The sequence below is a fragment of the Streptomyces sp. NPDC003720 genome (assembly GCF_042875075.1).
Lineage (GTDB): Bacteria > Actinomycetota > Actinomycetes > Streptomycetales > Streptomycetaceae > Streptomyces.
In genome coordinates this window covers 95,490-120,132 of sequence record NZ_JBIANZ010000013.1, presented here as the reverse complement: position 1 = coordinate 120,132, position 24,643 = coordinate 95,490, and the positions used below count along the sequence as shown (strand labels likewise).

General features: G+C 68.9%; 21 protein-coding genes. 10 read left to right on the top strand and 11 right to left on the bottom strand.

The window, feature by feature from the left end:
• The first annotated feature begins 430 nt into the window (after nt 1-430).
• Together ACFYU0_RS31320 and ACFYU0_RS31315 are read left to right on the top strand one after the other, a co-directional pair.
• A complete protein-coding gene (locus tag ACFYU0_RS31320; RefSeq protein ID WP_389305517.1) occupies nt 431-1,492 on the top strand; it encodes a hypothetical protein in 1,062 nt (353 codons plus the stop codon).
• Between the two features lie 112 nt (nt 1,493-1,604).
• Nucleotides 1,605-2,087: a hypothetical protein gene (locus ACFYU0_RS31315; protein WP_389305515.1), complete on the top strand. Its 483-nt coding sequence runs from the start codon at nt 1,605-1,607 to the stop codon at nt 2,085-2,087.
• Between the two features lie 54 nt (nt 2,088-2,141).
• Here ACFYU0_RS31315 and ACFYU0_RS31310 read toward each other — a convergent pair whose 3' ends face one another.
• Nucleotides 2,142-3,605 carry an amidase gene (locus ACFYU0_RS31310; protein WP_389305513.1) on the bottom strand — a complete coding sequence of 488 codons (1,464 nt, stop codon included), beginning with the start codon at nt 3,603-3,605 and terminating at the stop codon, nt 2,142-2,144.
• Between the two features lie 89 nt (nt 3,606-3,694).
• On the opposite strand from ACFYU0_RS31310, the gene ACFYU0_RS31305 reads away from it, so the two are divergent.
• On the top strand, nt 3,695-4,330 hold the full coding sequence (locus ACFYU0_RS31305; protein WP_389305511.1) for a TetR/AcrR family transcriptional regulator: 636 nt from the start codon (nt 3,695-3,697) through the stop codon (nt 4,328-4,330).
• Between the two features lie 82 nt (nt 4,331-4,412).
• On the opposite strand, the gene ACFYU0_RS31300 is transcribed toward ACFYU0_RS31305, so the two are convergent.
• On the bottom strand, nt 4,413-5,015 hold the full coding sequence (locus ACFYU0_RS31300; RefSeq protein WP_389305509.1) for a hypothetical protein: 603 nt from the start codon (nt 5,013-5,015) through the stop codon (nt 4,413-4,415).
• A 146-nt stretch (nt 5,016-5,161) separates the two neighbouring features.
• On the opposite strand from ACFYU0_RS31300, the gene ACFYU0_RS31295 reads away from it, so the two are divergent.
• Nucleotides 5,162-5,500, top strand: coding sequence for a DUF4190 domain-containing protein (locus tag ACFYU0_RS31295; RefSeq protein ID WP_389305507.1), 339 nt, complete (start codon nt 5,162-5,164; stop codon nt 5,498-5,500).
• 294 nt (nt 5,501-5,794) lie between these two features.
• Here the strand turns inward: ACFYU0_RS31295 and ACFYU0_RS31290 are convergent, their stop codons facing one another.
• Nucleotides 5,795-6,877, bottom strand: coding sequence for a hypothetical protein (locus ACFYU0_RS31290; RefSeq protein WP_389305505.1), 1,083 nt, complete (start codon nt 6,875-6,877; stop codon nt 5,795-5,797).
• 249 nt (nt 6,878-7,126) lie between these two features.
• Here ACFYU0_RS31290 and ACFYU0_RS31285 point away from each other — a divergent pair, with 249 nt between their 5' ends.
• On the top strand, nt 7,127-7,369 hold the full coding sequence (locus tag ACFYU0_RS31285) for a hypothetical protein (RefSeq protein ID WP_389305503.1): 243 nt from the start codon (nt 7,127-7,129) through the stop codon (nt 7,367-7,369).
• A gap of 332 nt (nt 7,370-7,701) precedes the next feature.
• Here ACFYU0_RS31285 and ACFYU0_RS31280 read toward each other — a convergent pair whose 3' ends face one another.
• Both ACFYU0_RS31280 and ACFYU0_RS31275 read right to left on the bottom strand, forming a co-directional pair.
• Nucleotides 7,702-8,313 (bottom strand): VOC family protein, encoded by a 612-nt coding sequence (locus ACFYU0_RS31280; RefSeq protein WP_389305501.1) that lies wholly within the window; start codon nt 8,311-8,313, stop codon nt 7,702-7,704.
• Between the two features lie 78 nt (nt 8,314-8,391).
• A complete protein-coding gene (locus ACFYU0_RS31275) occupies nt 8,392-9,084 on the bottom strand; it encodes an SDR family oxidoreductase (protein ID WP_389305499.1) in 693 nt (230 codons plus the stop codon).
• A gap of 525 nt (nt 9,085-9,609) precedes the next feature.
• Between ACFYU0_RS31275 and ACFYU0_RS31270 the strand changes: the two genes are divergently transcribed.
• A complete protein-coding gene (locus tag ACFYU0_RS31270) occupies nt 9,610-10,827 on the top strand; it encodes a PP2C family protein-serine/threonine phosphatase (protein WP_389305497.1) in 1,218 nt (405 codons plus the stop codon).
• Nucleotides 10,828-10,974: 147 nt separating this feature from the next.
• Here ACFYU0_RS31270 and ACFYU0_RS31265 read toward each other — a convergent pair whose 3' ends face one another.
• Together ACFYU0_RS31265 and ACFYU0_RS31260 are read right to left on the bottom strand one after the other, a co-directional pair.
• A complete protein-coding gene (locus tag ACFYU0_RS31265) occupies nt 10,975-12,192 on the bottom strand; it encodes an ANTAR domain-containing protein (RefSeq protein ID WP_389305495.1) in 1,218 nt (405 codons plus the stop codon).
• Between the two features lie 204 nt (nt 12,193-12,396).
• A complete protein-coding gene (locus ACFYU0_RS31260) occupies nt 12,397-13,254 on the bottom strand; it encodes an alpha/beta fold hydrolase (RefSeq protein ID WP_389305493.1) in 858 nt (285 codons plus the stop codon).
• Between the two features lie 108 nt (nt 13,255-13,362).
• Between ACFYU0_RS31260 and ACFYU0_RS31255 the strand changes: the two genes are divergently transcribed.
• Both ACFYU0_RS31255 and ACFYU0_RS31250 read left to right on the top strand, forming a co-directional pair.
• Complete coding sequence (locus tag ACFYU0_RS31255; protein ID WP_351668486.1) at nt 13,363-13,908, top strand: TetR/AcrR family transcriptional regulator; 546 nt, start codon at nt 13,363-13,365, stop codon at nt 13,906-13,908.
• A 730-nt stretch (nt 13,909-14,638) separates the two neighbouring features.
• On the top strand, nt 14,639-14,995 hold the full coding sequence (locus ACFYU0_RS31250; protein WP_351668490.1) for a PRC-barrel domain containing protein: 357 nt from the start codon (nt 14,639-14,641) through the stop codon (nt 14,993-14,995).
• A gap of 392 nt (nt 14,996-15,387) precedes the next feature.
• Here ACFYU0_RS31250 and ACFYU0_RS31245 read toward each other — a convergent pair whose 3' ends face one another.
• Together ACFYU0_RS31245 and ACFYU0_RS31240 are read right to left on the bottom strand one after the other, a co-directional pair.
• Nucleotides 15,388-17,856, bottom strand: a complete 2,469-nt coding sequence (locus ACFYU0_RS31245; protein WP_389305491.1) for a hypothetical protein — start codon at nt 17,854-17,856, stop codon at nt 15,388-15,390.
• A gap of 168 nt (nt 17,857-18,024) precedes the next feature.
• Nucleotides 18,025-18,750, bottom strand: coding sequence for a DUF6333 family protein (locus ACFYU0_RS31240; RefSeq protein ID WP_389305489.1), 726 nt, complete (start codon nt 18,748-18,750; stop codon nt 18,025-18,027).
• A 468-nt stretch (nt 18,751-19,218) separates the two neighbouring features.
• Between ACFYU0_RS31240 and ACFYU0_RS31235 the strand changes: the two genes are divergently transcribed.
• Entirely contained in the window at nt 19,219-21,075 is a 1,857-nt protein-coding gene (locus ACFYU0_RS31235) for a YncE family protein (protein ID WP_389305487.1), read from the top strand.
• Nucleotides 21,076-21,267: 192 nt separating this feature from the next.
• A complete protein-coding gene (locus ACFYU0_RS31230) occupies nt 21,268-21,441 on the top strand; it encodes a hypothetical protein (RefSeq protein WP_389305485.1) in 174 nt (57 codons plus the stop codon).
• A 9-nt stretch (nt 21,442-21,450) separates the two neighbouring features.
• Here ACFYU0_RS31230 and ACFYU0_RS31225 read toward each other — a convergent pair whose 3' ends face one another.
• Nucleotides 21,451-21,804 (bottom strand): carboxymuconolactone decarboxylase, encoded by a 354-nt coding sequence (locus ACFYU0_RS31225; protein ID WP_389305483.1) that lies wholly within the window; start codon nt 21,802-21,804, stop codon nt 21,451-21,453.
• A 624-nt stretch (nt 21,805-22,428) separates the two neighbouring features.
• Nucleotides 22,429-24,504: a glycosyltransferase family 4 protein gene (locus ACFYU0_RS31220; RefSeq protein ID WP_389305481.1), complete on the bottom strand. Its 2,076-nt coding sequence runs from the start codon at nt 24,502-24,504 to the stop codon at nt 22,429-22,431.
• Nucleotides 24,505-24,643 lie beyond the last annotated feature (139 nt).

Sequence of the window (24,643 nt, the reverse complement as noted above, 5' to 3'; positions counted from 1 at the left end):
GGGCGAGCGGCCCGATTCCTTCCTGCGTCCTGGTGACGAGCCTGCTGCGGGAGTGACCCGCGACGGGGCAGGTCCGCAGCGCACCGTGCGGGGTTCCTCGGGAGGGCGGGCGGTCGCGACCTGTCCAGCCGCGCCTGGATCCTGGGCTCCGGCCTGAACTCAAGGACCCAGACGCGGGTGACGCGCGAGGTCTGCGAACGAGGGACCGGCATGGAGGCCGAACGGTTGTACGTCGGCACAGCTCAAGTATTGCTCAGACCGCTTGCCTGGGCCTTCTCACGGTGATCGGATCACCACATCTTTGAACGGCACCAGCCGTTCACCGCAAGGGGGACTCGTGGAACGTGACCGCCGAAGTCTGCCAGTAAGCGCTACTCGCGTGAGAGCGAGGACGGCCGCCGCGTACGCCGTCGCCGGCGCGGTCCATCTCGTGACGGCCGCGCTGTTCATCGGCAGCGTGTTGCTGATCGTCGTCGGATTACGCACGGTTGTTCAGCCCATGGTGGGCCTGGCGCTTCTGGGTCTGGCTCTTGCCATGCGCCCGCGGATCGGGCAGCTGAACGCCGACCTGCCCACGCTGCGCGCGGCAGACGCGCCGGCGTTGTTCGACCTGTTGGGCGGCATAGCCGACACCTGCGGAGTGCGGCCCCCCGAATCGGTCCAGCTCGCACCGGAGTTCTCGGTCACCGTCACCCACTACGGGTTCACCCGGAAGCGCTGCCTTGTTGTCGGCCTTCCGCTGTGGGCGGCTTACCCGCCCCAGCAACGCGTTGCCGCCATCGCCCATGCGATGGCCTACGCGGCTCCTCGCAACGTCCGGTCCCACGCGTTCGTCGCCATGGCCCTCGAGTCGCTGACCGCCGGGGCGAGGACCGTACGAGCCAACGACACCGCGTACATCACCCAGACCACCAATGCTCTCGCCTACGGTGCGGACGAAGTGGCGGCCGGAGCACGAAGCTTCAACATCCGGGTCAAGACCAGCGAGTGGGTGCTGTGGATCCCGAGGACGGCCTTGGCCGCGACAGCGCGCCTGCTGCTCTGGCTCACGCTGCCGGCCACACAGGGTGCGCTGTTGGAGGCGGACGACGCGGCAGCACGGACGGCGTCCTCCGAGGCCGCTGCCGCCGCGCTGAACGACCAGGACCTCGCGCGCGCGGTCTGCATGGAAGCGCATCGCCTGGTGATCGAGACGAAGACGCTCGCCACCAGACGATCCACCGCGGCTTCCCAGCACGACTTCTGGGAGAAACTCGCCCGCCAGGCGGCACGTCTGCGCGGACAACGAGCCGGTGACGCCACCCGTTGTTCTCTCGATGCCTCGCGCGTGGCCCGGTTGAGCGCGCCGCCGAGGCACCTGGCGGCGATCACTCTGGATGAGCCCGGCCTGACCCGGATCGCCGACGAGCTTCGCCTGCCCGAGAAGGCGGTGCTGGACAAGATGATGCGCGACGGCGTCGCTGAGGCACAGCCGTCCATGGCGCTGCGTTGAGGCCCCGGGCCCGTTGCCGGACCGCCCCCGCAGAGAGCCGGCAATGCAACTGCGCCCCAGAGCTTGGCGCCTCGGCTGGTCAGGACGTCTCGTCACCCTCCACGATGGCCGCATGGACAGATTGCAGGACAGCGCTTGGCCGTACGTGGCGGAGGTACTCCCTCCTGAAGAACTCCCGATGCTCGCTGCGCGAGCGCTCGTTGATGGACGTGACTCCCCTGCGCTGCGCGAACTGGCCGGCCTGACGCGCGGGAGCGACGAGAGCGAAATCCGTGAACTGTACGTCCAGGCCATGGACGAACTCCTCATACCCCTCCCGGACGAGGAGACAGCCGGCCGATATTTACTCATGAGCCTCGCGTTTGGTCTCGTGAGAGGCGAGCTGAGCCCCAAGGACGTGGCCGACCGGCTGTCGATGACGGTCGCAGCCCGCACCCGGGAGGAGACACGGTTCCTGTCCGTCGCGGCGGAGTACAGCAAATGGATCAGCGCCGACGAGCTCCCGGCCTGGGAGAACGATCTGAGCATCGCGGCCCGCTCGTTGGCCACTTCCATCGACCGCGGCCCCGGCGCGCCGAATCCCCGGCACCAATGACTCACCCCGGATAGCCCCCGTGCCAGATGGTGCGGGAATCACGAGAAACACCTCTCAGTGCCCAATGTCGTACATCTCCCTTGCGACAGCCGGGGCTTCGGGGCGAGGGTCGATCGGCGTGAGCACGCCGAGGCGGTCCTCGATCGCCTGGGCAGCGGCCAGGCACAGATCTTCCCGGAAGGCCCGCCCGACGACCTGTACGCCGGACGGCAGTCCGTCGTCGACTCCGGTTGGTACGGCGACCGCGGGGACGCCCACGAAGCTGGTCACCGTGCACAGGCGCATGCCCTTGGCGACTCGCTCCCGTCCCGCCTCGTCGTGTGACTCAAGGCCCGGCTCGACGGGCGGCTCGGTGAACACGGGTCCGAGTAGCAGCGGGTACTCGTCGAGGAACTCTGCCCAGGAGCGGCGGATGCCGAGCCAGGTCCCCATCAGCCTCGTGAGCTCTGCGGCGTTCGCCGGCGGAGTCTTGTCCATGGCCATCTGGATGTAGCGGTCCCCGCCTTCGCCGAGCAGTCTCCGCACCACCGGCCAGGTCGGGGCGAATTCGGTCACGGTGATCCGGCGGTATGCCTCGAGTGCCTCGTTTAGCCGCGGGACGTCCGCCATCTCCCGTACGTCGTAACCCGCGTCGCGCAGCGCGTCCGCTGCCGCCGTGACGGCGCGGTGGACCGTGGGGTGGACACCGTGACCGCCGGGGTTGGCGACGAGCGCTACCCTGACCGGACTCGGCAGCGGTTCGCCGTAGAGGGGCACGGGTACGGCCCGGGGGTCCCGCGGATCGGTCCCGGCCAGCGCCTCGAATGCCAGCCGCAGGTCGGCGACCGTACGGGCCAGGGGGCCGTCGGTGACCAGCATCTGTGAGGCTGGTCCAGGGTCGTCCGGACCGAGGACACGGTGGTCGGCGGGGAACCGTCCGGTGGTCGGCTTCAGTCCCGTCACGCCGCAGAAGGAGGCCGGGATCCGCACGGATCCGCCGGAATCGTTACCGAGTCCGAGTGGTGCCATGCCGGTGGCGACGGCCACTCCGTCGCCGCCGCTGCTTCCGCCCGGGGTTCGGTTCCGGTTCCACGGGTTGGCGGTGTCGCCGAACAACTCGCTGCGGGTGTGCATCCCCGCCAGGACCAAGGTGGGCATGTTGCTGTGGCCGATCGGTATGGCTCCCGCCGCGCGTAGCCGGGCCACCGGGGGCGCGTCGGCCGGGGCCACCAGGTCGCGGAAGCGTGCCGTTCCCAGTGTGGTCGGTACGCCTTCGACAGCTGTGGTCTCCTTCACCGTGAACGGCACGCCGGCCAGCGGCCCGAGCTCTTCGCCCGCTGCCCGCCGCTGGTCCGTGTGCGCCGCGGCCTCGCGGGCTTGCTCGACCATCAGCTGTGTGACCGCATTGACCTGCGGGTTGACCTCGGCGATGCGGTGCAGATGGCTGTCGATGAGTTCAGCCGCCGATATTCGTCCGCCTCGGACCGCCTCCGCCTGGGCGGCGCTCGTCATCGCCCATAGGGCGTCCTGCCTGATCATCGCGCTTCCCATCCGGATGCCGAAGTGCTTGTGCCCGAACCTTAGCCCGGAAGCGATACGGTCGTATTGGAATAAGGAGGGTGCCCAGCATGCCCAAGCAGGTTGACTACGAGAGCCGACGCCGCCGGATCGCCGAGGCCGTCTGCCTCCTCGCCGACGAGAACGGTCTGGAGAAAGTGAGCATCCGCGACGTCGCCGCTCGCGCGCAGGTCTCCGTGGGAGCCGTTCAGCGCTGCTTCCGCAGCAGGGACGAGATGCTTCTCTTCGCCGTCGACCACGTAGGTGAGCGCATCACCGAACGTGTAAGGAACCGCCTGGCCGCAAGCCCGGATCAGTCGGCCGCAGCGGCCTTGGAGCACGCGGCCGCCGAGATTGCCCTGCTCCGCGAAGAACACCGCGCCGAAGCGCGGATCTGGCTCGCCTTCGTAGCTCAGGCCGCTCTCAGCGAGTCGCTCGCCGGCCCGCTGAGAACCAGCTACGCGGCCCTGCAGAACCTCGTGGTCCGCCTTATAACGGAGGCCACAGAGAGCGGCTCGGTGGGCGAAGGCGTTGCGTCGCCCAGCCCGCAGTACGAGGCCTGCACCCTGCTCGCACTCGCCGACGGTCTCACCAGCCACGTGCTCATAGGTCACTTGACCGCAGAGGAAGCCGAGGCAGTCCTGCACGCGCATCTGTCCGGCATATGGGAACGCCTTGGCATCGCCCGCCCCCGAAAGGCCGTCTGACGCTCGGGGTTCTTAGGCCGCTCAGGGCCTCTCATGTCCCGTGCGGCTGCATGCCGTGCCACTTCATCGCCCGATGGGGTAATCACTGCGTCGTGTCAGTGCCTCTGACGTGAAAGACGCGGTCTGGTTGCCCCAGGCCGAAGGTGTCGACCCAGCCGTCACCACGGTTGAATCCCGCGGTGGTCCGGCGCTTGATCCGCCCGGGCGGGGCTGCGGAAGGTTCATAGCCTTGGCTGAGGCCCGTGCCGGTGTCAGCGTATGCGTACCTCGTCGCGTACACGACCCCATCATGCAGCCATTCGTTGCGCACGATGGGACGCCTGAGGATCGCCTCGAACCAGTCTGCTGTTCGGTTCGCGGTCGTCAGGGGGCTCCCGGTCACGTCGAGAGCGAGGGGGGTGGGGTCGCTCGGGAGAGTGAAGTCCTGATTGTGGAGCTTGTCGCCGCGGGCACGGGCCCCGTCGAAGTGGACACCGACCGTCAGCACGATGCAGTTGTGCCGGGGGGCATCGATGTCGAGGTAGGCCAGCAGCACTCCGTATGGAGTGTGGTCCGCAGGCAGCAGGACGGTTTCGATGGGCTGGACGGGCCAGAACCGTGCACGGTCCTGGAGGACATGGGCGAACTCTCGCTGGGCCGGCTCCAGGTCGTTGTCGTTGCACTCGAACCAGGGGATCTCTTCCACACAGGCACCCTATGGTCAGCTGACCCGAACGGCTCCGGCGCCGACTGGGATGATCTTGGCGCTGCCTACAAGCAAACCACGGCGCCAAGCCCCAACTGTGCGTCACAGGCCAGGATTTGCTCGCGCCCCGAAAGCATGACCCGTCGATGTCGGGCAACCAGAAGGAAACCAAAAGCAGAGAAAAGAACCTCATCACAACAGGTTGGGAGATGTCGATGTCGTCCTACAGCACAGGCACGCACAAGACGAGCCGGACGAGCGGACTGGCGATCGCGGGACTGGTCTGCGGCATCCTCGGCCTGTTCATCCTGCCCATCATCCTGGGGCCGCTGGCCATAGTCTTCGGAGCCGTGGCGCTGCGCCGGACCGGTTCCGTGATGGCGAAGTGGGACATCGGCCTCGGAGTGCTCGACATCCTTCTCATGATCGTGATGTTCGTCGTCGCCGCCAACAACGGCGGCAGCTTCACCTGGCACATCGGCTGACCTGCACGCCCTGGCGGCGCACGGACTCCATGCGCCGCCGCGAGGGCATGAACGCATACCTGCGCCGCCTCTCGGCCCCGCCGTCGAGAGGCGGCGCCGGCATGAGGTGGACGGGTCCTGCGCGTCGTGGATGCTGTCGCGGGGGGTGCTGGTGACGGAGCACGCCTCCCGCCGGCCCGTCGTCTGCTCGCGGCGACCCTCGTTCCGGTGGACCTTTCCTCGGTAAGGCGTACCAGCGGTGCCGCAGGGGCCGCGGCCAGCCCCTGCGGTCGAGTGGCCCTGTGCGGGAGTGAGTTAGTTGACGCAGCCGGGGACGGGCGACGGGCTGCAGTTCGTCGGGGTGTTCTCCCTGATGACGGACTGCTTGTTCACCACGGTGCTTCCAGCGCCGTTGAACACCCCTCCGGGAGCGCCGCCCGCCTTGTTCCTGGTGACGCGGCTGACGTTGAGGACGAGGATGGAGCCGGAGTTGACGTTGTAGATGCCGCCTGCCTGCACGCCGGCCGAGTTGTTCCGGACGGTGCTGCCATTGAAGGTGAGGCGCCCGCCGTCCGCGTTCGTGGCGCCCCCTCCGTGGTCACGGGCGACGTTGTCGGCGATGGTGCTGTCGTTGACGGTCATCTGGGAGTCGTTCCACAGGCCGGCGCCGTCACCGGCGTTGACGTGGTTGCCGGTGACCGAGCTGTTGGAGACGGTGACGGTGCCGCCGTCGTTGAACAGGCCTCCCCCGGCGAAGCTGTTGGCCGTGTTGCCGTAGAGCGTGGAGCCTTCGACGGTGGCGGTGCCGCCTGCGGTGGTGGTTTCGCGGGGCTGGATCGCAAGGCCTCCGCCGAACCCTCCGGCCGTGTTGTCGTGGATCCGGGAGTCGGTGAGTCTCAGGGTTCCCTGGTCGTCGATTCCGCCGCCGTCGCCGCTTGCGGTGTTGTTCCTGACCGTCACGGACTTCGCGTTCAGGGTCCCCCCGGACTGCACGAGGATGCCGCCGCCGTCGCCGGTCACGTTGCCGTTCTCGACTGTGACTCGGCTCAGCGTGGCCGTGCCGCCGACCCCGACGTCGAGCAGCCGGAAGCGGGCCGTGCTGGACGGGTCCCGGCGAAGGACGGCGCCGTTGCCCACGAAGTTCAGCCGGACGGTGATGGCCGGTGTCGCGTCCTCGCCGCTGAACGGCGTCGTGAAGTTGTACACGCAGCGGCTGGCGAGGGTGATCGTGCCGCCTCCGGCGGCGTTGGCCGCGGCGATCGCCTCTTTGAGGGACGCCGTGTCGCACCTTACGTGTGTCTCGGCGTGGGCGCCGACGGAGGTGGCGGCCGAGGTGAGTCCGGCGACAAGACAGATGGCGAGAACCCGGGCTGTTGTGCGTGTGCGACGTGGAGACACCGAACGAGGACGACGCATAAGGACTCCTTGATGCAGTGATGGGACCACCCGGGCCGACGGGGGCCGTGCGCGTGCAGGTCACACGCGCGGCCCACCGACCTGACCGGGCGCATCGTCCATGCCCGCTGCATGGGGTCTAGGGCCGCCCATGGCGCGAAGTCCACCCGCACGAGGACGCAAAAGGCGTCTTTGGACGTCGCCTCTCGCAGCTGACGCTTGTGCTGTTCAGCGGCCCGGTCGGTGGTCAGTGTGGTGTGGGAGCCTCAAGGGGCGGCCTACGCGGCCGCGCTGCTTGAGCGGCGGCGTGACATCACCGAGGACGACGAGGACACCTCACCCTGGTCGACCGGCCCGTTGATCGATGAGGCCAGCGGACCTCTGATCTACTTCGCCATGCGATGGAGTATGGCCGAGGAAGCGTCCGCCTACGCGGCGGCCGTCGCGGAGTCGATGGTCCGCTTCGACGTGCAGCAGGACCGGCTCTGGCCGTGAGCAGGTCCGCCGATTGGCGGCGGCCGATGGAGCACGCGGTAGAGCCGCGCCCAGACAGGCGGGTTCGTGCGCGTGCAGGCGCACATGCGTCTGCACCGCCGCTGCCTCCGCGCGATGCCTCGCCTGTTCCGTCACCGCGCTACCGCCGCACCGCGATGGCGGCATACCGGCTGCCAGTTCCGGTCGGCCGCGCTACCGCCTCCCGGACCGGTGTCGTCAGACCCCGCCCTCGGCTCATGGGTCTCGCGGTCCGCTTCCTCCGGTGGTACGGCGGCGCATGCGTCCAGGGGTGACCGCCGTGCCTCACGGGCGCGCGATCTGAGCCGTACGCCTTACGACGGTGGTTCCGCTCCGGACTGTTCGCTCACCATGTAGCGCGCGTACCAGTCCGGCCAGTCGGGGTCCTCCGCGCCGATGCGTGCCTCGTGTTCGCCGTGGGCCGCGGCGGCGCGGCGAAGGGCACTCGCCAGGCCCTCCGCCGAGGCGAATTCGGTGGTAGCGGGGTCCAGCCGTCCGGGCAGCCGGTTGGTGATCTCCTGCAGGAACCAGCCGTTGCCGTCCGGGTCGGTGAAGGAGAGGAAGGAGCCGTAGCTGCCGCGTCCCGCGTCGGGACCCGGTACCCGGGCGTCGGTGTCGGCGTGGTGGAAAACGCCGCCGGCATCGTGGAACACCTCACTCGGGTCGGCACCGCGCCGCGTCAACTCCTCGTGAGCGGCCTCGATGTCGTCGACCACCAGGTGCAGACCCTGGGCCGAGCCTGGCGCCTGCGCCGTGACGGAGGTGCCGAAGATGACCGATGCCGGTGAACCCGGAGGCGTCACCTGAACCACCCGGAACTCGGCGTCGGGGGCGATGTCCGCGTCGAGTCTCCACCCCAGCGCCGTGTAGAACTCTTTGGCCCGGTCGACGTCGGACACTGGCACTACGACGACCTCGAGTTTCATGTCCATGATTGTGTCTCCGGATCGGAGGCGGACCGACGCCGCCGGTCCGCGATGCGGGCCGACGTGCTGGTCGGATGGTCAGTGCGCTACGAACTGCTGGCCGCCGTCGATGTCGTACGTGGCGCCGGTGAGGGCGCCGTTGGCCATGATGTGCAGAGCCAGGGCCGCGACATCGGCCGGGCCGACGACCCGCCCGATGGGTAGCGTCTTCCGCAACTGTTCCCGACGCGCTTCGAGTTGGTCACCCAGCAGAGAGGCCGAGAGCGGTGTGTCCACGAACCCGGCCGCGATGAGGTTGACCCGGACCGGGGCCAGCTCCAGTGCCAGGTTCGCGGTCAGCGCCGGGAGCGCCGCCGTGAGCGCGCCCGTCACGGCCATCCCGACCGCGGGCCGACGGCCGCCCGTGCCGCCGATGAACAGCAGCGTTCCTCCTGGCCGGACCTTCTCCCGGCTCGCCCGGCCGGCCGCCAGCATCATCGCGAGACGCCCACCGAAGTCACGTCCGGCGTCGGTGAGGTCGAGTTGGTCGAGGGGCGTGTACGACGGGCTGCCCGCCGTGACCAGCACATGGTCGACGGGATCCGGCAGTCCGTGCAGGAAGCGTTCCAGACGGTCGGTGTCCAGGGCGTCGAACGCGGCCGTGCTCAGGGGGCGCACGTCGTCCGCCGCCCGCTCGAGCCGGTCGGCGTCGCGTGCCGCGAGCACCACTGCACCGCCTGCCGCACGCACCTGTCGCGCGGTCTCCAGACCGATCCCTGAACTTCCTCCCACGACCACGACCGTTCGCCCGGCCAGCCATCCGTCTGCTGAACGGGCCCCTCCGTCCTTCGCACTCACAGCAACTCCCCGTAGTACGAACGCGATTGGCGGGTGTCCCTCCGCACGCCACACCTATGCGTCTCCGTGTCTCCCGAGGCCCAGTACGAGACGACCTGCGGAGCCGAGAGGAGGGGAAGGCGGGCGGTCAGGGTCGACCGCCACAGCCGGCCGAGCTCGTGGCTCTCAGTCTGGCACTCGTCTGGCCTGGGCGCATCCGGGGTCTGGCGCCCAGAGGGACGGGCCCGGGGCGGCGTGGCGCGGCTCAGGAATGGGTGGTGAAGCAGGCGGGGTCTTCGCCGAGCCGGACGCGTTCTACTGCGTAGAGACGAGCGAAGGCGCCTGGCCGAGTAGGAGGTCCCGGACCCGGCAGGGCCCAGAAAAGGAGGAGCGCTGCCGGCCGGCCCGGTACCCGGGCCGAGTAAAATCATGACGCCGACAAAACCCCTTTCGCACCCTTCCTGTCCTTATCCTGCCTCAATGGCTATCGACTACGCGGCAGTCTTCCAAGCACTGCCCGGCGCCGTTGCTCTGCTGACTCCGGACCTGGTGTTCGCCGACGCCAACCTGGCGTTCCTGCGGCAGGCCGGACGCAGCCGCGACCAGGTGGTGGGCCGCTACCTCTTCGACGTCTTCCCCGACAACCCGCAGGACCCGTCGGCCTCCGGCGCCCGCAACCTGGAAGCATCCCTGCGCGCGGTCCTGGCCAACCATGAGATCGACACCATGGACCTGCAGCGCTACGACGTGGAATCCGCGCAGCGCCCGGGTCAGTGGGAGGAACGCTACTGGAGTCCCGTCAACGCGCCGGTCTTCACCCCCGACGGCCACATCGCCCTGGTGATCCACCGAGTCGAGGAGGTCACCGAACTCCTGCGGGCCGCCAGCCGTCCGGACGGCTCACGCCAGCTCGAGGCCGAGCTCTTCAGCCGCATGCGGCAGCTGCACGAAGTCAACGAGCGCCTGCGTCGCGCCCATGCCCGGGAGCGTGAGGTCGCCCTCGCGCTGCAGCGCGCCATGCTCCCCGTGCCGGCCCCGATCGCCCATCACCGGATCGCTGTCCGCTACCGGCCCGCGGTCGGCTCCCTCAACGTCTGCGGCGACTGGTACGACCTGGTCCAGCTCTACGACGGCGACAAGATCGCCGTCGCTGTCGGGGACGTCGTCGGCCACGGCCTCGAGGCCGCGGGCATCATGGGCCAACTCCGCAGCGCCCTGTCCGCCACCTCCCGGGTCGCCGCCGGCCCCGCGCAGGCCCTGGAAGTCCTCGGCCGGTACGCGCACTCCCTCACCGGCGCCGAGTCCACCACCGTGGTGACCGCCTTCATCGACTTCAGCCGCCACCTCATCACCTACTCCAGCGCCGGCCACCCTCCCCCGGTCCTCCTGCGCGGCGACGGCACGGTGGAGTTCTTGGACCAGGCGACCGATCCGCCGCTGGATGCCGCCTTCGACCCAAGCCCCCGACCGGAAGCCGTCAGCGCCTTCACCGACGGCGACACCCTCCTGCTCTACACCGACGGCCTGATCGAACGCCGGCACCAGGACATCGACGTCGGACTCGGCCAACTCGCCGATGCTCTGACCTGCCACGGGGAGCTCACCAACCCTGAAGCACTGGCCGACGCCGTGATGCACGACCTCATCCCCGCCGAAGGGGTCACCGACGACACCGCCCTGGTCGTCGTCAGCCTCTGATCCGAACCGACGCTCGCGTCGCCCACTTCCAACGCGGCGACCACATCCGTACGCGCTGCGAGGTGGCCTCGAGAGGCACGGGGGGGCGCCGCGCTCGTCGAGTGCGGCACGCAGTCAGTGATACTCACGGGCCTTGCCTATGTGTGATCAACGGGTGGCGGGGCGGTGTGTGCGGTGCTGATGCAGGTGCTCGAGGGCATCGACAATGATCGTGCGGCGGTACCAGGAACTCCATGACGCGACTTCGACCGCGAGGACGCCCAGTGTCTGCTGCTGGGAGCCGGACAGCCATGTGCCCGGTTGGGAGCGGTGGACGGTCAGTGTCCCGGTGCAGTGGCCGTCGGGCGTGATCAGGGGAAGGCCGTGAACGGCCCGGGTGCCCGCCTCGAGCAGAGCCCGGCCGACGGGGTGCGTTGACAGTGCGGCATCGGTCGCGACGTCGGGCACCGTCACCGGCTCCAACCGCTGCTGCACCCGCGCGCATACTGCGGGCGGGCCGGCGACGAGGGCGGCTTGATCACGATAGGCGGCATCCAGCCCCTGGTGCTGTTCCAGCACGAGTACGTCGTCCTGCGCCGCATCCTTGAGGTGCAGTTCGGCTGCGTCCGCGTCGGTCACGGTCACCGCCTTGGAGATGGTCGCGATCAGCACCTGGCGCCGCTGGGAAGGCTTCACGCGGTGGGCGCGCAGGAACCCTGCCACCGGTGGCGCGGTTCGAGTGGTGCGCCCGAAGAACCATTGATCGGCGTGTCGTGGCGGTGGAGCCGTGATGACGGCGGAGGCGAGGACGCGCAGCGGCACGTTGAAGTGCTGAGAGGTCTCCTTGAGGAGGTCGAGTGCGGCGGAGGGCTTCGACAGGCCGTAGCGGGTCAGAAGGATGCCTTGGGCGACGCCGATCATGCCGCTGGTGCGGGCCTTGGCCTGCAGGTCGAGCATCTGCTCGTGCAGCACCTCGGGCTCCTCCGGCTCAGGGGCGGGCGGGATCCTGTCCGTCGTCAACATGTCGCCCGGTGCGGACAGCGCGGTAAGGGCTTCGGCAAGGGTGCGGTACTGGCGCATGCCGGTGATCTCGTGGTGGTCGAGGGCTCTGCGGACTCGTGGTGGCGCGGCGATCACCAGGAGCGGCGCATGGTCACGTTCGATGGCCCTTTGAAGGGTGCGGCAGGCAGAGGCGGAGATCAGCGGCACACCGGCCATGTCGAGGATCAGTGGCTGTCCCTGCCGTTCCGTGCGGTTGCTGCGCCCCTTCCGCAGACTTCGCATGAGTGGGACGCAGTGGTCGGCATCCAGCGGCCCGGACAGGCTGATCACCGACACCTGGTGGACACCTGATGTCACCGGCAGCCTCTTGTCGCTCACCTTCATCGTGTTCGCCTCGCTCCCACGTCGGCCACGGCTTGACCGCGCTGTCACCGTGTATTCGGCTCTTCATGTATGCAAGGACGCGGAAGCGAGGGGACAAAAATGATGATCTGGGGCAGCGAGCGATACCAGACGCGACCCCTTGCATGCGTGGTCACAAGCTCCGCGAACGAGACGTCCATCCCTTGACCTCGTCCGCCCCCGCACTCAGGACACGTGCCTGAACGGTTCCGCTCCGGTGTGGATCAGGAAGTCGGTGAGTACTTGGGCGAGTCGTTCGGGCTGGTCCTCGGGGACGAGGGTGGACGAGCCGGTGATCTCGATCAGCCGGCCCTGCGGGTAGAGCTCGGCCAGCCGGGGGCCGTGCTCACGCGGCATCAACCGGTCCTCGGTCGCCCAGACGACCAGTACCGGGCGGTCGAAGTCACGCAGTCGCTCGCTCCAGGCGAGCAAGGTCCTGCGCCCGGGGGCCCCGGTGGCGAATTTGGCGAAGTCCCTGCGGATGGCCCTGCTACGGGTGGCAGGAGCGAACCAGTCGTCCATGATCTCGTCGGGAATCCCACGCAGGCTCATCCCTCCGTATCCGCCCCGGCTGTGGCGGAAGGCAGGAACGCGCATGAGGCGCGTCAGGAGCCAGACGCCGCCGGGAACCCTGCACACCTGGGCCATGGCCTTGGCCGGCCCGGGGGGAAAGTTGTCGAAGGCCTCGCAGGCCACCAGCACCAGGCGCGCGATCTTCTGGTCCTGCCCCTCCGAGATCAGGAACTGGCCCCCGCCCCAGTCATTGAGCACGAGGGTCACCTGGCCCAGGCCCAGCTTCTCGATGAACTCGCCCAGGAGCCGGGCGACACCGCGCTGGGAGAGGTCGGCATCCGGGTTCATCGGCCGGCGGTGGCCACCCAGGGGCAGCGTGGGCAGGACGCAGCGGTATCCGTCCAGCAGCGGGACCACCTTGCGCCACTGGGTCTCGTTCATCGGCAGGCCGTGGCCGAACACCAGCACAGGCCCCTCACCGCCGGTGTCCTGGTAGTCGATCGGTCCGTAAGACAACTCGATACTCGGCATCGTCGACCCCCTTCTTGATAGATCGTTCTACTGTAATCTTGGAGGAGGAGGGAGTGGAAGACAATGGGACAAACGGACACACGAGCCAGAATCCAGGGTGCCGCTGCAGTGCTGTTCCGCCGTCACGGCTACTCGGCCACCGGCCTCAAGCGGATCGCAGCAGAGGCGGACGCACCGTTCGGCTCGATCTACCACTTCTTCCCCGGCGGTAAGCAGCAACTGGCCGAGGACATGATCCGCACGTCCGGCACCGAGTACGGCCGAATGGTCCTGGCTCTGCTGGACAGCGTGCCGGACCCGGTGGAGTCCCTCGAGCGTGCATTCGAAGCGGCTGCCGACGACCTCGCGGCGGCGGACTATGCCGACGCGTGCCCGATCGGAACAGTGGCCCTCGAAGTGGCGAGCAGCAATGAGGTGTTGCGGGTCGCGACGGCGGAGGTCTTCGAGCAGTGGGTGGGCACGGCTACGCAGTGGTTCGGCCGCTGGGTGGCCGAACCGAAGACGGCGCAGTCCCTCGCGTACTCGATGGTCATGATGCTGGAAGGGGCTTTCATGCTCAGCCGCGCCGCACGTGATCCGGAACCCCTGCGGGTGGCCGGCCGATCGATGGCCAACTTGCTGCGCACCGCGATCCTTCAGGCCGGCGGGACCTGATCTGCCGGCCGCCCGTGCACTTCGACCGAACCGGTGCCTCGCCGAATGACTCGCAGCAGACGCCGGTCCTCATCGTCATCGATCTCACGAACGCGTACTCGTTCAGCCACTGGCACAGCTTGACGGCCACACACTCCCAGGGCGGAACCGGTGCGCGTCAATGACTCCTCAGACCTGCGGCGGCCTCTCTCTCATTGCTCTGGTCAGTTCCGCGTCGTACTGATCGGCGTGGAAGCAGAACCCTGGGAGTTGCGCCCTGCCGGTCGGCACCTGCCAGTCGGACCACTCCACGATCCCGCCGTGACGCTGCACGAACACGGAGAGGTAGCCGCAGCATCCGCCTGTGCACTCGGGCTCTCCCAGCACTACGCGTCGGCCCTCGCCGGTCGCCCAGAGCGGAGCGCGACCGTCGGCGGGCAGCGCCTCGTCCGTGAAGGGGCCACGGCCTCCCCCTCCGACCGCCTCGGCCACCACGTCCTCGCCGTCGATCCGGGGCTCCAGCTGGGCAGCCCATCGGGGACCCGCCGACAACATGCTGACCTCAAGCCGATTGAACACTGGAGCACCCTACGCGGGTACTGGTCGCCAGGGGCCCCTTCCCAGCCCTCGCACGGCCTGCCCGAGATGTCGGCCTCACGTGTTTGCCACTGCGCTTCACGGACAGATGGAGTTCCCGAGACGCAGTCCGGGGATGCGCGCATTCCTCGACAAGCACCAACGGAGGACGAGCATGACTGAGAACATGTGGAACTACGCGCCCACGGCAGGCCACACTCCTGACGCCGATCTCACCGGCTACGCGGTGGAGGCAACGGACGGCGGCATCGGCAAGGTCGACAAGCACTCAAGCGACGTCGGGTCGCAGTACATCGTCGTCGACACCGGCGTTTGGATCTTCGGCAAGAAGGTCCTGCTCCCGGCCGCGACGATCACCAACATCGACCATGACGCGAGGACCGTCAGCGTCGCCCGCTCCAAGGAACAGATCAAGAGCGCGCCGGAGTTCGATGAGGACAAGCACTTGGGCGACCCCGCCTACCGGGACCAGATCAGCGGCCACTACCAGACCGGCGGCTCCGGACACTGACCCGACAGTTGAGGGTGTATGAGCCCCGGGCCGTCGGCCTGGGGCATCGGCCCCCTCGATATCGAGTGATGTGTCGTCAGACCTGAGCTCGCCAGTGGGCGCGGGGGCTCGTCCGGGCAGTGTGCGGGGGCTCGTCCGGGCAGTGTGCGGGGGCGGGTGGCAGGGTGTCGCGTCCGTGCTTCCAGCCGACCGAGGCGACCGGTCACGCAGCGCGGACGGTCCCGTGGACGCGGGCGGTTCGGAGCGCGCCGCCGGCACCCGCCTCCCCCACCCCACCACGCGGATCCGCCCCGCTGGATGATTCAGCGGGGCGGATTCATGGGCAGCGTCCCGTGCAGCCGGAGGGAGCCCCTTCGCGTGGTCGGCGCGCTCTGGGACGCTGGTGGGGGATTTCAGCCGGTGGTGCGGCGGCGGCGCATCCACCACCACAGGGTGCCTCCGGCTGCGACCAGGGCGGCGGAAATGCCGGTGATCAGGCCGATGGGGACGGTGTTGCCGGTGTGGGCGAGGTCGCCGTCCGGATCGGGGGTGTTCGGCGCGGAGGTGGCCGGTGCCTGGCCGCCGCCGCTCCGGGTCGGCTGCGGGGTGACGGGGTCGGTCGGCTTGCCGGTGGGCTTGCCGCCGCCGGTGTGGGTCGGCTTCGGCGTCGGGGCGGGGTCGCCGCCCGGGTCACTCCCGTTGGCCTTGGCCGGGCCGCCGCCGAGGTAGAGGGTGTCGGTGTCCCGGTAGGACGCGTCATCCGACTTGGTCGAGTTGCGGGTGGTGTTGTCCAGGTCGCGGTTCTCGACGTTGAAGCGAGTGCGGGTGATGTTCTGCTTGGGCTGCTTGGAGAAGTCGACGCCGCCGACACCCTGCTGGTAGACCTTGCCGCCGTACTTCAGCTCGAACCACTCGATGCCCTTCTTGATCGAGTCCATGTACCGGTTCCAGACCTGGTCGCGGGTCCAGTTCTGGTTCGGGGCTCGCAGCGGCCACGCGGACACGTCGTTCGAGTTGATCATCTTGTGGAAGTCGTTGGGCGACTTCGCGTCCTGCTGGCGGATGTACTCGGCGGCGACGCGGGCGTTGTAGACGGCGCGCAGGTCGGCGTACTTGGGGTCCTTGTTCACGCGGTCCTGGATGAGCGGGATCACGTTGAGGCGGACGCTGTCCTCGATCGCGGTCTTCTCGGCCTTGGTCAGGTCGGTGCACTCGGTCGAGCCGGGCACGTGGTAGTCGACGTCGAGCCACTGGTCGGAGACCTTCATCGGCGAGTCGAGGATGTAGATGCCGCCGTCCTGCTCGCGTACCTTGGCGGGCTCGGGCTCGATCCAGAAGCGGGTGCCCGGGAAGCAGGGGATGCCGTTGCGCCGGGGTGCGGTGTCCCAGTACCGCTTGCCCTCCACGTGCTTGTCCGGATTGAGGGCCTCGGCGAAGTCGTGCTTCATCATGAGGTCGGCTTCGAGGAGGACGCGGCCTGCGTCGGTCTTGCCGAACGTGGCGTCCATGACCTTGTCCGGCTGGTCCGGGTTCAGGTTCACCCAGAACTTGTCCGGGGTGAGCGCCAGCCATGTGAACAGGGCGTCGGAGGACAGGTTCATGCGGGTCTGACCGCCGTAGCCGGGGTCGTTGTCCGGGTCGGGCATCTGGTCGGCGCGCATGGAGTACTGCATGCCCTTGCCCTTGCCGAGGCCACCGACGTACCGGAGCTCCATGGTGGTGAAGTCGACGCCGCCCGGGCCGCCGCGCGGGAGAGTGCCGCGCGGGTCGAAGCGGCGCGCTCCGGCCTGGATCTGTTTGGCTTCGTTCAGGGTGCGGCCGGAGTTGTTGATGCGCTCGTTGAGCGGGCCGCGGGTTCCGCAGGTGGACGCGGAGCCGAGGGAGGCGAGGGTGGTGGTGCCGGCGCCCTGGCATCCGGGGGCGAACCACCGGTCGTAGCGCGAGTAGCCGCGGATCGGGGTGGTCTGCGGGATCGAGTTGTACAGGCGCTGATTGCCGCGGACCGGGTTGACGGCGCCGGGGCGCAGCCGGGAGACGTACCGGTTGAAGTCGTTGATCTTCTTCTTCTGGCCGTCGGTGAAGGGCTTGGCGCCGGTGAAGCGGAACTTGTGGTCCGGCATCAGGCGTGCGATCTTGCGATCCTTGCCGAGCTGCTTGTTCGTCAGCTCGCTGTTGGACTTGAACTCGTTGAATTCCTTGGACTTCTTGTTGTAGGCGTCGTAGCGACGCGAGTCGACCACGTTGCCCTGCGCGTCGATGAGGTCGACGGTGACCTCGCACAGCCAGTCCGGACCGATGAGACGGAAGTCCTTGACCAACTGGCGCTCGAACGCGGAGCCCTTGGAGTTGTTGGTCTGATTCCGGATGTACCGGTTCTCGAACCAGTGGTCGAAGGTCAGGCCCTCGTTGTTGTTGAAGAACCGGGCATAGATCTCCATGGCCCGGTCAGCGGGGTCACCGGACGCGTCGGCGACCTTCTGCCACGCCTTGTAGTTCTTCTCCGTGTTGTTCGGGAATTTGGACATGGCCTTGGCCTTGTCCGCCGCCGTCGGGGGCCCGAGCCCGTCGTACGCTCGTCCGGGGAGCTTGTAGTTGAAGTTCTTCGGCAGGCTGGACGAGGCGTTGAAGTTCCCACCCAGTGGGTCGTTGGGGAACCCGGAGTCGCGCGGCGTGGTGCCGTAGGTCTTGCCCAGGTTGCGTTCGTCGCAGCGCTTCGCGCCGGGACGGATCTTGGTGGTGACGGCGGGACCGGCGGCGACTGCGGTGCCGGAGGTGTCGACGCCGGGCAGGCCGGTCACGGTGACCGCCGAGGCGATCCCGAACGCGGCCAGGACGCGACCCGCCAGGCGCCACCGCTCGGGTATGCGCAGTGCTGTATTCAAGAGTGTGGTCTTCCCTCTGGTGGGGCCAGGGGTGTGGGGCGACGCCATGGGGCCCCCGTGGCATGTACGCGCCGCGCTGCCACCCTAGCCTCAACTGCCGTCAGGTAAGGAGTAGTTAAGACGGCGTCGGCGCGTCACCTCGATACCCCAGAGAGAGTTGACGATCTATCAGCGGGTGAAGAACAGGGACTCCATACGGCTGGTCGCCACGTCCGTGTGCCTCACCCGCAGCGACGACGAGAAGAGACCCGACCGTCCCCACGGGTCCGCATCGCCCAGGCACGCCGTCGCCAGCGCCCCCCAGTCGTTCTGGTTCGGGTCGTCGTCGAGGTCGAAGATGACGTCCAGGTCTTCCAGCAGCTCGGTGGTGACACCGCAGGCCGCCATGACGGCGGCCGAATCACCCGATACGACGAACGGTTCACCGCCCGGCCATCCGCACGCGTGGAACATGGGGCCGCCCGGCAGCATCACGAGGTCTTCGGTGTGCTCGGCCCCGCAGTGCACCTCCACCCGACCCACGAGGAGCGCATCGGGGAAGCGTTCACGCAGCAGCCCGGCCTGATACAGCATCGGGGTGTCATTGCCGTCATCCGCATAGCCGGGGTCCGATACCGACATGACGTTCCCCCACACCCCCACCTGCACGATGTCCAGGTCGGCACGTGTGCGCACGGTGAGCATGTCGCTGCCCTGACGCGGCCCGAGGTCTTCCAGCACCTCATCGATCATGTCGAGAGAGCGGGCGAACTCCAGGGCCGCAACGGCATCGTTGGGCGGCAGGTCCCCGGCATCGACGGTGACAGGAGGCCGCACGACGGTGAGTTCATAGCGGGTACCACTACCGGTCGTCATGTGGTCTGCGGGGACAGTCCAGAATCCGTTGCCAGTCATGGGCGTTACCGTAGTGGCATCTGCTCCGCCCACGCGGAGACGACTGGGACCTACGGTGGTCATCGCGTTCGGATGACGCAGCGCGGCGAGGCCGGGATTCCTGATCGTGGCATGTCGTTCGTGCGTACGGCACGTCACCGGAGGGATCCCCACGGACGGGAGTCGCGGTCGCTGCGCAGCCTCCCCGCCAGCCCCTCATACGGTCGTGCTTGTACGGGCCGCGATTGTCGCTGGCATGCCATACGCTTCGTCTGCGGCAGCGTCCTGGCACCCGTCGGAGGGGGCAGGTAAGACGCGCCGCGGTTTCTTACCGCCCGGACACCACCGGGCTTCTTCTGTGGGGGGCACAGCACTGTGCGCAGGCGCAGCATCTCGATCGCGACGGCACTTTCGGTCGTCCTTGGTTCCGCGTCCCTGATAGGGGGCATGGCGGGGCCGGCGTCGGCCGACTCGGCAAAGGTCCTTCCGGTGAAGGCGGTCGGCGACATCATCGTGGACGGAGCCCACCAGCGGGTCTACGTCTCCGATCCGTCCGGCGGCAAGATCGTCGTCACCGACTACAGCGGCACGGTGAAGGCGACGCTCACCGGCCTTTCCGGCGTGACCGGTCTGGCGCTCTCCGCCGATTCCGGCCAGGTGTACGCGGCCGTCAGGAACGGCAACCGGATCATCTCGGTGGAGACGAAGACGTACACGCAGACGGCGAGTTATCCGCTGGGCGTCGCTCCCGGCGACCTGGAGGTGGTGGACGGCCGTATCTGGTTCGCCCACGGCACGAACTTCGGCTCGCTGGACATCTCGGGCCCCGAACCCGTCCTGCACCTCGATCAGCGTGGCGACGTCGACTTCTTCGGCGCCTTCGGCATGTTCCTGGCGTCCGACCCGGCCGTGCCCGGCGTCCTGGTGGCCGGCAACGGTGGCCGTCTCGCCGTGTACCACGTCTCGGCCGACGGGGCCACGTTGCGGGCCAAGGGCGACATGGACACCGCCGTGAAGCAGCTGGACCTGACGCCCGACGGCGAGCAGGTACTCACCTCGTGGGGCGACCCGGAGTACGGCTACGGCATCGGCGCCTACTCGGCCACCGATCTCACCGAGCGGCCGGGCTACCCCATCGACCCCTACCCGAACGCGGTGCGGGTCGCGCCCGACGGCAGCGTCGCGGGCGGCAGCTCCTCCTGGTACGAGCCCGACGTACACATCCACCGTTCCGGCGAGCCGGTACCGGTGCGGGAGTACGACTTCCCCAACACCGGCAACAGCAGCGGCGCCGACACCCTCGTGGACGGAGCGCTCGCCTGGGCGCCGGACTCGAGCCGCGTCTTCGCAGTCTCCGAGAACACCTACGGCACGTACACACTGCGCACCCTGACCGACCCGACCAAGGAGCTGCCCACCCTCAAGGTTTCGGCCCCCGGCAAATCGGAACGGGACAAGAAACTCACCGTCACCGGCAAGCTGACCTCGAGGACGCCGCTCGCCGCCGGCACCGCCCTCAAGGTGACCCGTACCGACGTCGACTCTCCGAACGGCAAGGCACTGGCCAACGTCACGACGAAGGCGGACGGCGGCTTCTCCTTCACGGACACCCCGCCCGCCGGTGGAAAGGTCACCTACAAGGTCTCCTACGCGGGCGACGCCACGCACGCACCGGTCTCCGGCTCGGACGCGGTGGACGTCTCGCGCAAGGCGACGTCGCTCACCCTGAACAACAACGGCAAGCTGTACGCGTACGGCAAGGACGTCACCTTCACCGCGCACCTCGGCAGCACGTACAAGAACCGCACCGTCTCCATCTACGCGGATCCCTTCGGCTCCGACAAGCCGAAGAAGCTGCTGAAGACGGCCAAGGTCAACTCCGGCGGCAACCTGTCGGCGACCGTCGACATGACCCGCGACACCGCCGTCACCGCGGTCTTCGCCGGTGACGCCCGCTATGCGTCGAAGACCGTCAAGTCCACGGCGTACGCCCAGGTCAAGGTCTCCACCAGCGTCTCCAAGCACTACAAGACGGGCCGGATCGGCTCCACGACCTACTACTACTTCCACAAGAACACCGACCCGGTGTTCACCACCACCATGACCTACTACGCCGGCCGCAAGCAGCGCTTCCAGCTCCAGGTCTACTACCAGGGCTCCTGGCACGACTCCGGCTCGGAGTACTTCGCCCGTGGATCAGGCGGCAAGTCGGCCGTGCGCCTGGAGGCAGCGGGCACAGCCGGCGTCCGCGCCCGCATGCGCTCGTCGTACGTCAACGGCTCATCCGGCGACAGCGTCAATTCCACCACGCACGGTGCCTGGAAGTACTTCACCTTCACCAAGTGACCGCCCGGGTGGAGAAGGCCTCCGCGAGGCCTTCTCCACCCGGCCGCCGCCCGCCCTCCTGGCCCGCGCAGGAGCGGCCAGGCGGGCCCCGATGTCCCATGGGGTGGTCCGGTGGCCGACCCGCGGCGGGTTGAACACGCCGTGCCCCGTACACTCGCTAACCGTTTGTACACACGGGGAAGGGACACGGCAGTGAGCCAGCATGACCACATCCGGTACACCTGGGACGATGCGCCGATCTACGACAGGCTCGTCCGGGAACGCGGCGACGTCCCCACCGAGGTGAACACCGAAGCCGCTCGCATCATGAGGGAGGCGGATCGGAGCGTCGACTTCGGTCCGCGGCTGCCATACACGGCACTCTGAGTCGGGCCCTCAGGACCTCCGGCTTTCGCTCTCCGCCATGGCCATCGCCTCCGCGTCGGACTCCGCCACGGCAACGGCGAAGCCCAGCGCCTCGGTGATGTGCGCGGCCGCCGCCATCACTCGCGCCGTACCGATCACCGGAGCGATCGCCACCAGCACATCCTGCACCTGCTCCACCGTCAGATTCGCCTTGATCGCTGGATCGACATGCGCAAGGTAGGAGATCGCCGGAGCGTCCATCGCCGCGAGCGCGGCAATGCGCGTGAGGATCAGCGGTGCTGCGTCCATCCCACAGTGCTCGATCGAATCCATCGTCATCGCCGCGAGCTTTTCGAGGACCGGAGCGTCGGACGAGGTAGCCATCACAGGTACCCACCTTCCGTGCTGGGCAAGGCACACGGCAACCGGCAGCGACACAGGGAACCGCGCACCAGCCTTCCCCCTGAATTGCCCTTTCACCGTAGAGGCCGACCCGGCCGCCCGCACGCTGACCAGATACCGCCCCGGCGGGTCGGGCCGTGAGGCTCAGGCATCGGACCGCAGCGTGGGCATGGGGTCAGAGGCTGTTGTCACCGCTCACCGCTCACCGCTCACCGCTCACCGCTCATCGTGCGGAGGCGGTTGGATCCGTGTCCACGGTGGCGTCGCTGCCACAACGGGTTTCATGACCGTCCGCCGGACGCGGCCTGCCGGCGCAGGCCCCACGCCCTGAACCGGCCGCTCACCAAGATGCCGACGCCTGCGGACAGCGCGAGCAGCAAAATGGAAGCCCCGCCGTCCAAGGTCACGTGGCGCCCTGGGGCTGCCGATGACCCCAGAGCGGCGACGGCGCCCGTGAAAGTCACGGCCGCCGCGGCGAGGCAGATCGCCATTTCAGCCCACCACATCGCCTGCGTCGGTCGAGTCGTCATGGCGTAGTTGTACCTCACGCCTCCCTGCCGTGTGCGGCGAGGTACAGCAACATGGTGGAGGCGGGCTTCGCCGGTATCAATGGGCGGTTTCGTGGGCCGTCCGCTCTGTCCGGGCGTACTCGCCGACCAGGGCGTCCGCCATGTCGGTCACCGAGAAGCGCGCCGTCGCCGTCCGGCGCGCGGCCCGTGCCAGACGGCGGCGTCGGCTTTCGGGCAGTGCGGTGAGTCGGCGCAGGCCGTGGGCCAGTCCGGCCGAGGAAGCGGTGTCCATGAGCATTCCGTTGACGCCGTCGGAGAGGTAGTGGCCCACTCCCCCGCGGCGCGGGGCTGCTGCGGGAAGTCCGGCTTCCATGGCCTCGAGGATGGCGATGCCGAACTCCTCCTTGCGGCTGGGGCACACGTACCAGGCGCGGACTCCTCCGGTCGGATCGGCGAGAGCTCGCTCCAGGCGGCGCACCTGGTCGTTGGGCATGGCGGGCAGGAGAGCCAGACGGCGTGCCGCCGCGGGGTGGTTTTGTACGAGTTCGCGCAAGGTGGTGCGTATCCGGTGCTCGGTCGGGGTGGGCTGGTCGGTGCTGCCGCCCACCATTACCAGCGTGGTCCGGCGCCAGAGCCCGGTGGCCAGCCAGGTCCGCAGCAGCAAGTCCTGTTGCTTCATGGGGTGCAGGCGGCCCACACAGAGCAGGAGGGGCAGCTCGCGGTCCCGCACGGCCAGGGCGTCGTCCCGTCCACCGTCGCTGAACAGGTCGCCCAGCATCGCCGTCCGCAGAGTCGACTCGTTCACGGCCGGGACGTAGGGGGCGATTCCCTCGGGCGGCGCGGCCGGGCCCGCGACGCCGTAGCGGGCGCCGAGAACGGGAAAGTACCTGACCAGCTCACGGGTGCCCTCGCGGCCGGGGATGCCGATCACGGTGTCGGCGTGCTCGACGAGGCGGTCGGCGAGGAAGACCCGGTGCAGATCGTGGCGGAGGCGTTCGCCCGCCTCCGGATCGGAGCGGCCGGCCCCGGAGTATCTGGCCGCGATCTCCCGGTGGGGATCCGGCGTCGCGGTGAAGACGAGGCGTGTGCCGGTACGCCGGGCCGCCTGGGCGAGAGCCAGGCTGCCGTCGTCCGCGTACCGCAGGTGCAGCACGTCCACCGGTCGCGGCAGGGCCCGCAGCAGTCGCGTGGCCCACCACGCGAGCGCCGCGCGGTGCTCGTGCATCCGGTGCTGCTGGGGCGCGGCCGGTGCGTCGACCGGCAGGTGCAGTACGTGGTGTCCTGGTCGGCGTTCGCGCAGGAGGCGGGGGTCGGACACGAGTTCCTTGTGCCCGGCAGGCACTACGGTGATGACGGTCGCCACGTCCTGGTGTGCCGCGATGTGGTCGCCGAGGCCGCCCAGCAGGACGGACAGCCCGCCGCTCTGGCCCTGGCCCGGGGTGTCGAGTCCACCGACGAGCATGGCCTGAGCGATCACGAGGCCCGCCCGGGCCGGTTCTTCCCCGCTCGCGGGGAGGTGGGGGCTGAGGAGGAGGTGCTCGTAGGGGTCGGCTGCCGCCCCGTGATCGGGAAGGTGTGCCGCCCCCTCGGGGTGCCGGTGAAGGTAGCGCCATGCGGCGTGCCGCACGGCGCGGTCCCCCGCCGCGGCCAGGGCCGCCGCGTCGGCCGCGGTGACCGGGCGCAGTCCGGTCGACTCGGCAAGATCGAGCAGCAGGGCCGTGCGTGTGGCGTCCGACGAGTACGCCCGCAGCTCGCGGTGCAGGGCCTCCTCGGCCCATGCCGTTCCGTAGCGCTGCACGGTCTGCGGCCACATCTCCGTGAGGACTGCGGTCGTCCGGGGGCCGCCGTGGGCCTGGGTCAGCACCGCGTCGGGGGTGAGGGGGACGGCGAGCCGGCATGCCTGCCGCAGGGCCGCGGTGGTGACGTCCTCGCGGCTGAGTCGCGGCTGCTGGTCCGAAGGCACGCTGCGGGGCCCGCACGAGTACTCGGCCTCCAGCAGACGGCCGAGGTCACCGGGTGCCGCTTCCTCACCGCTCTGCGGGAGCGCGGACGAGTGCGTGGCGCCGGCGCGGGGAGCTGCGTAGAACGCGTGGCGCGCGGCGATCAGCGGGTCCGCGTCCGCACAGCGCGAGGCGTCGTGCTGTGCGGGTGTTGCGGATACGGCTACGGCCACCGTCTCTCCTTGGCTGCTCGGGGGGGGTTCGCGGATGGTTCGCCCGCGGTGCGTCGGGCGGATGCACCGGCCGGTCCGGCCGGTGTGCCGGACCGGTGCCTGGCGGGCGGGACCGGTGCCTGGCGGGCGGGACCGGTGC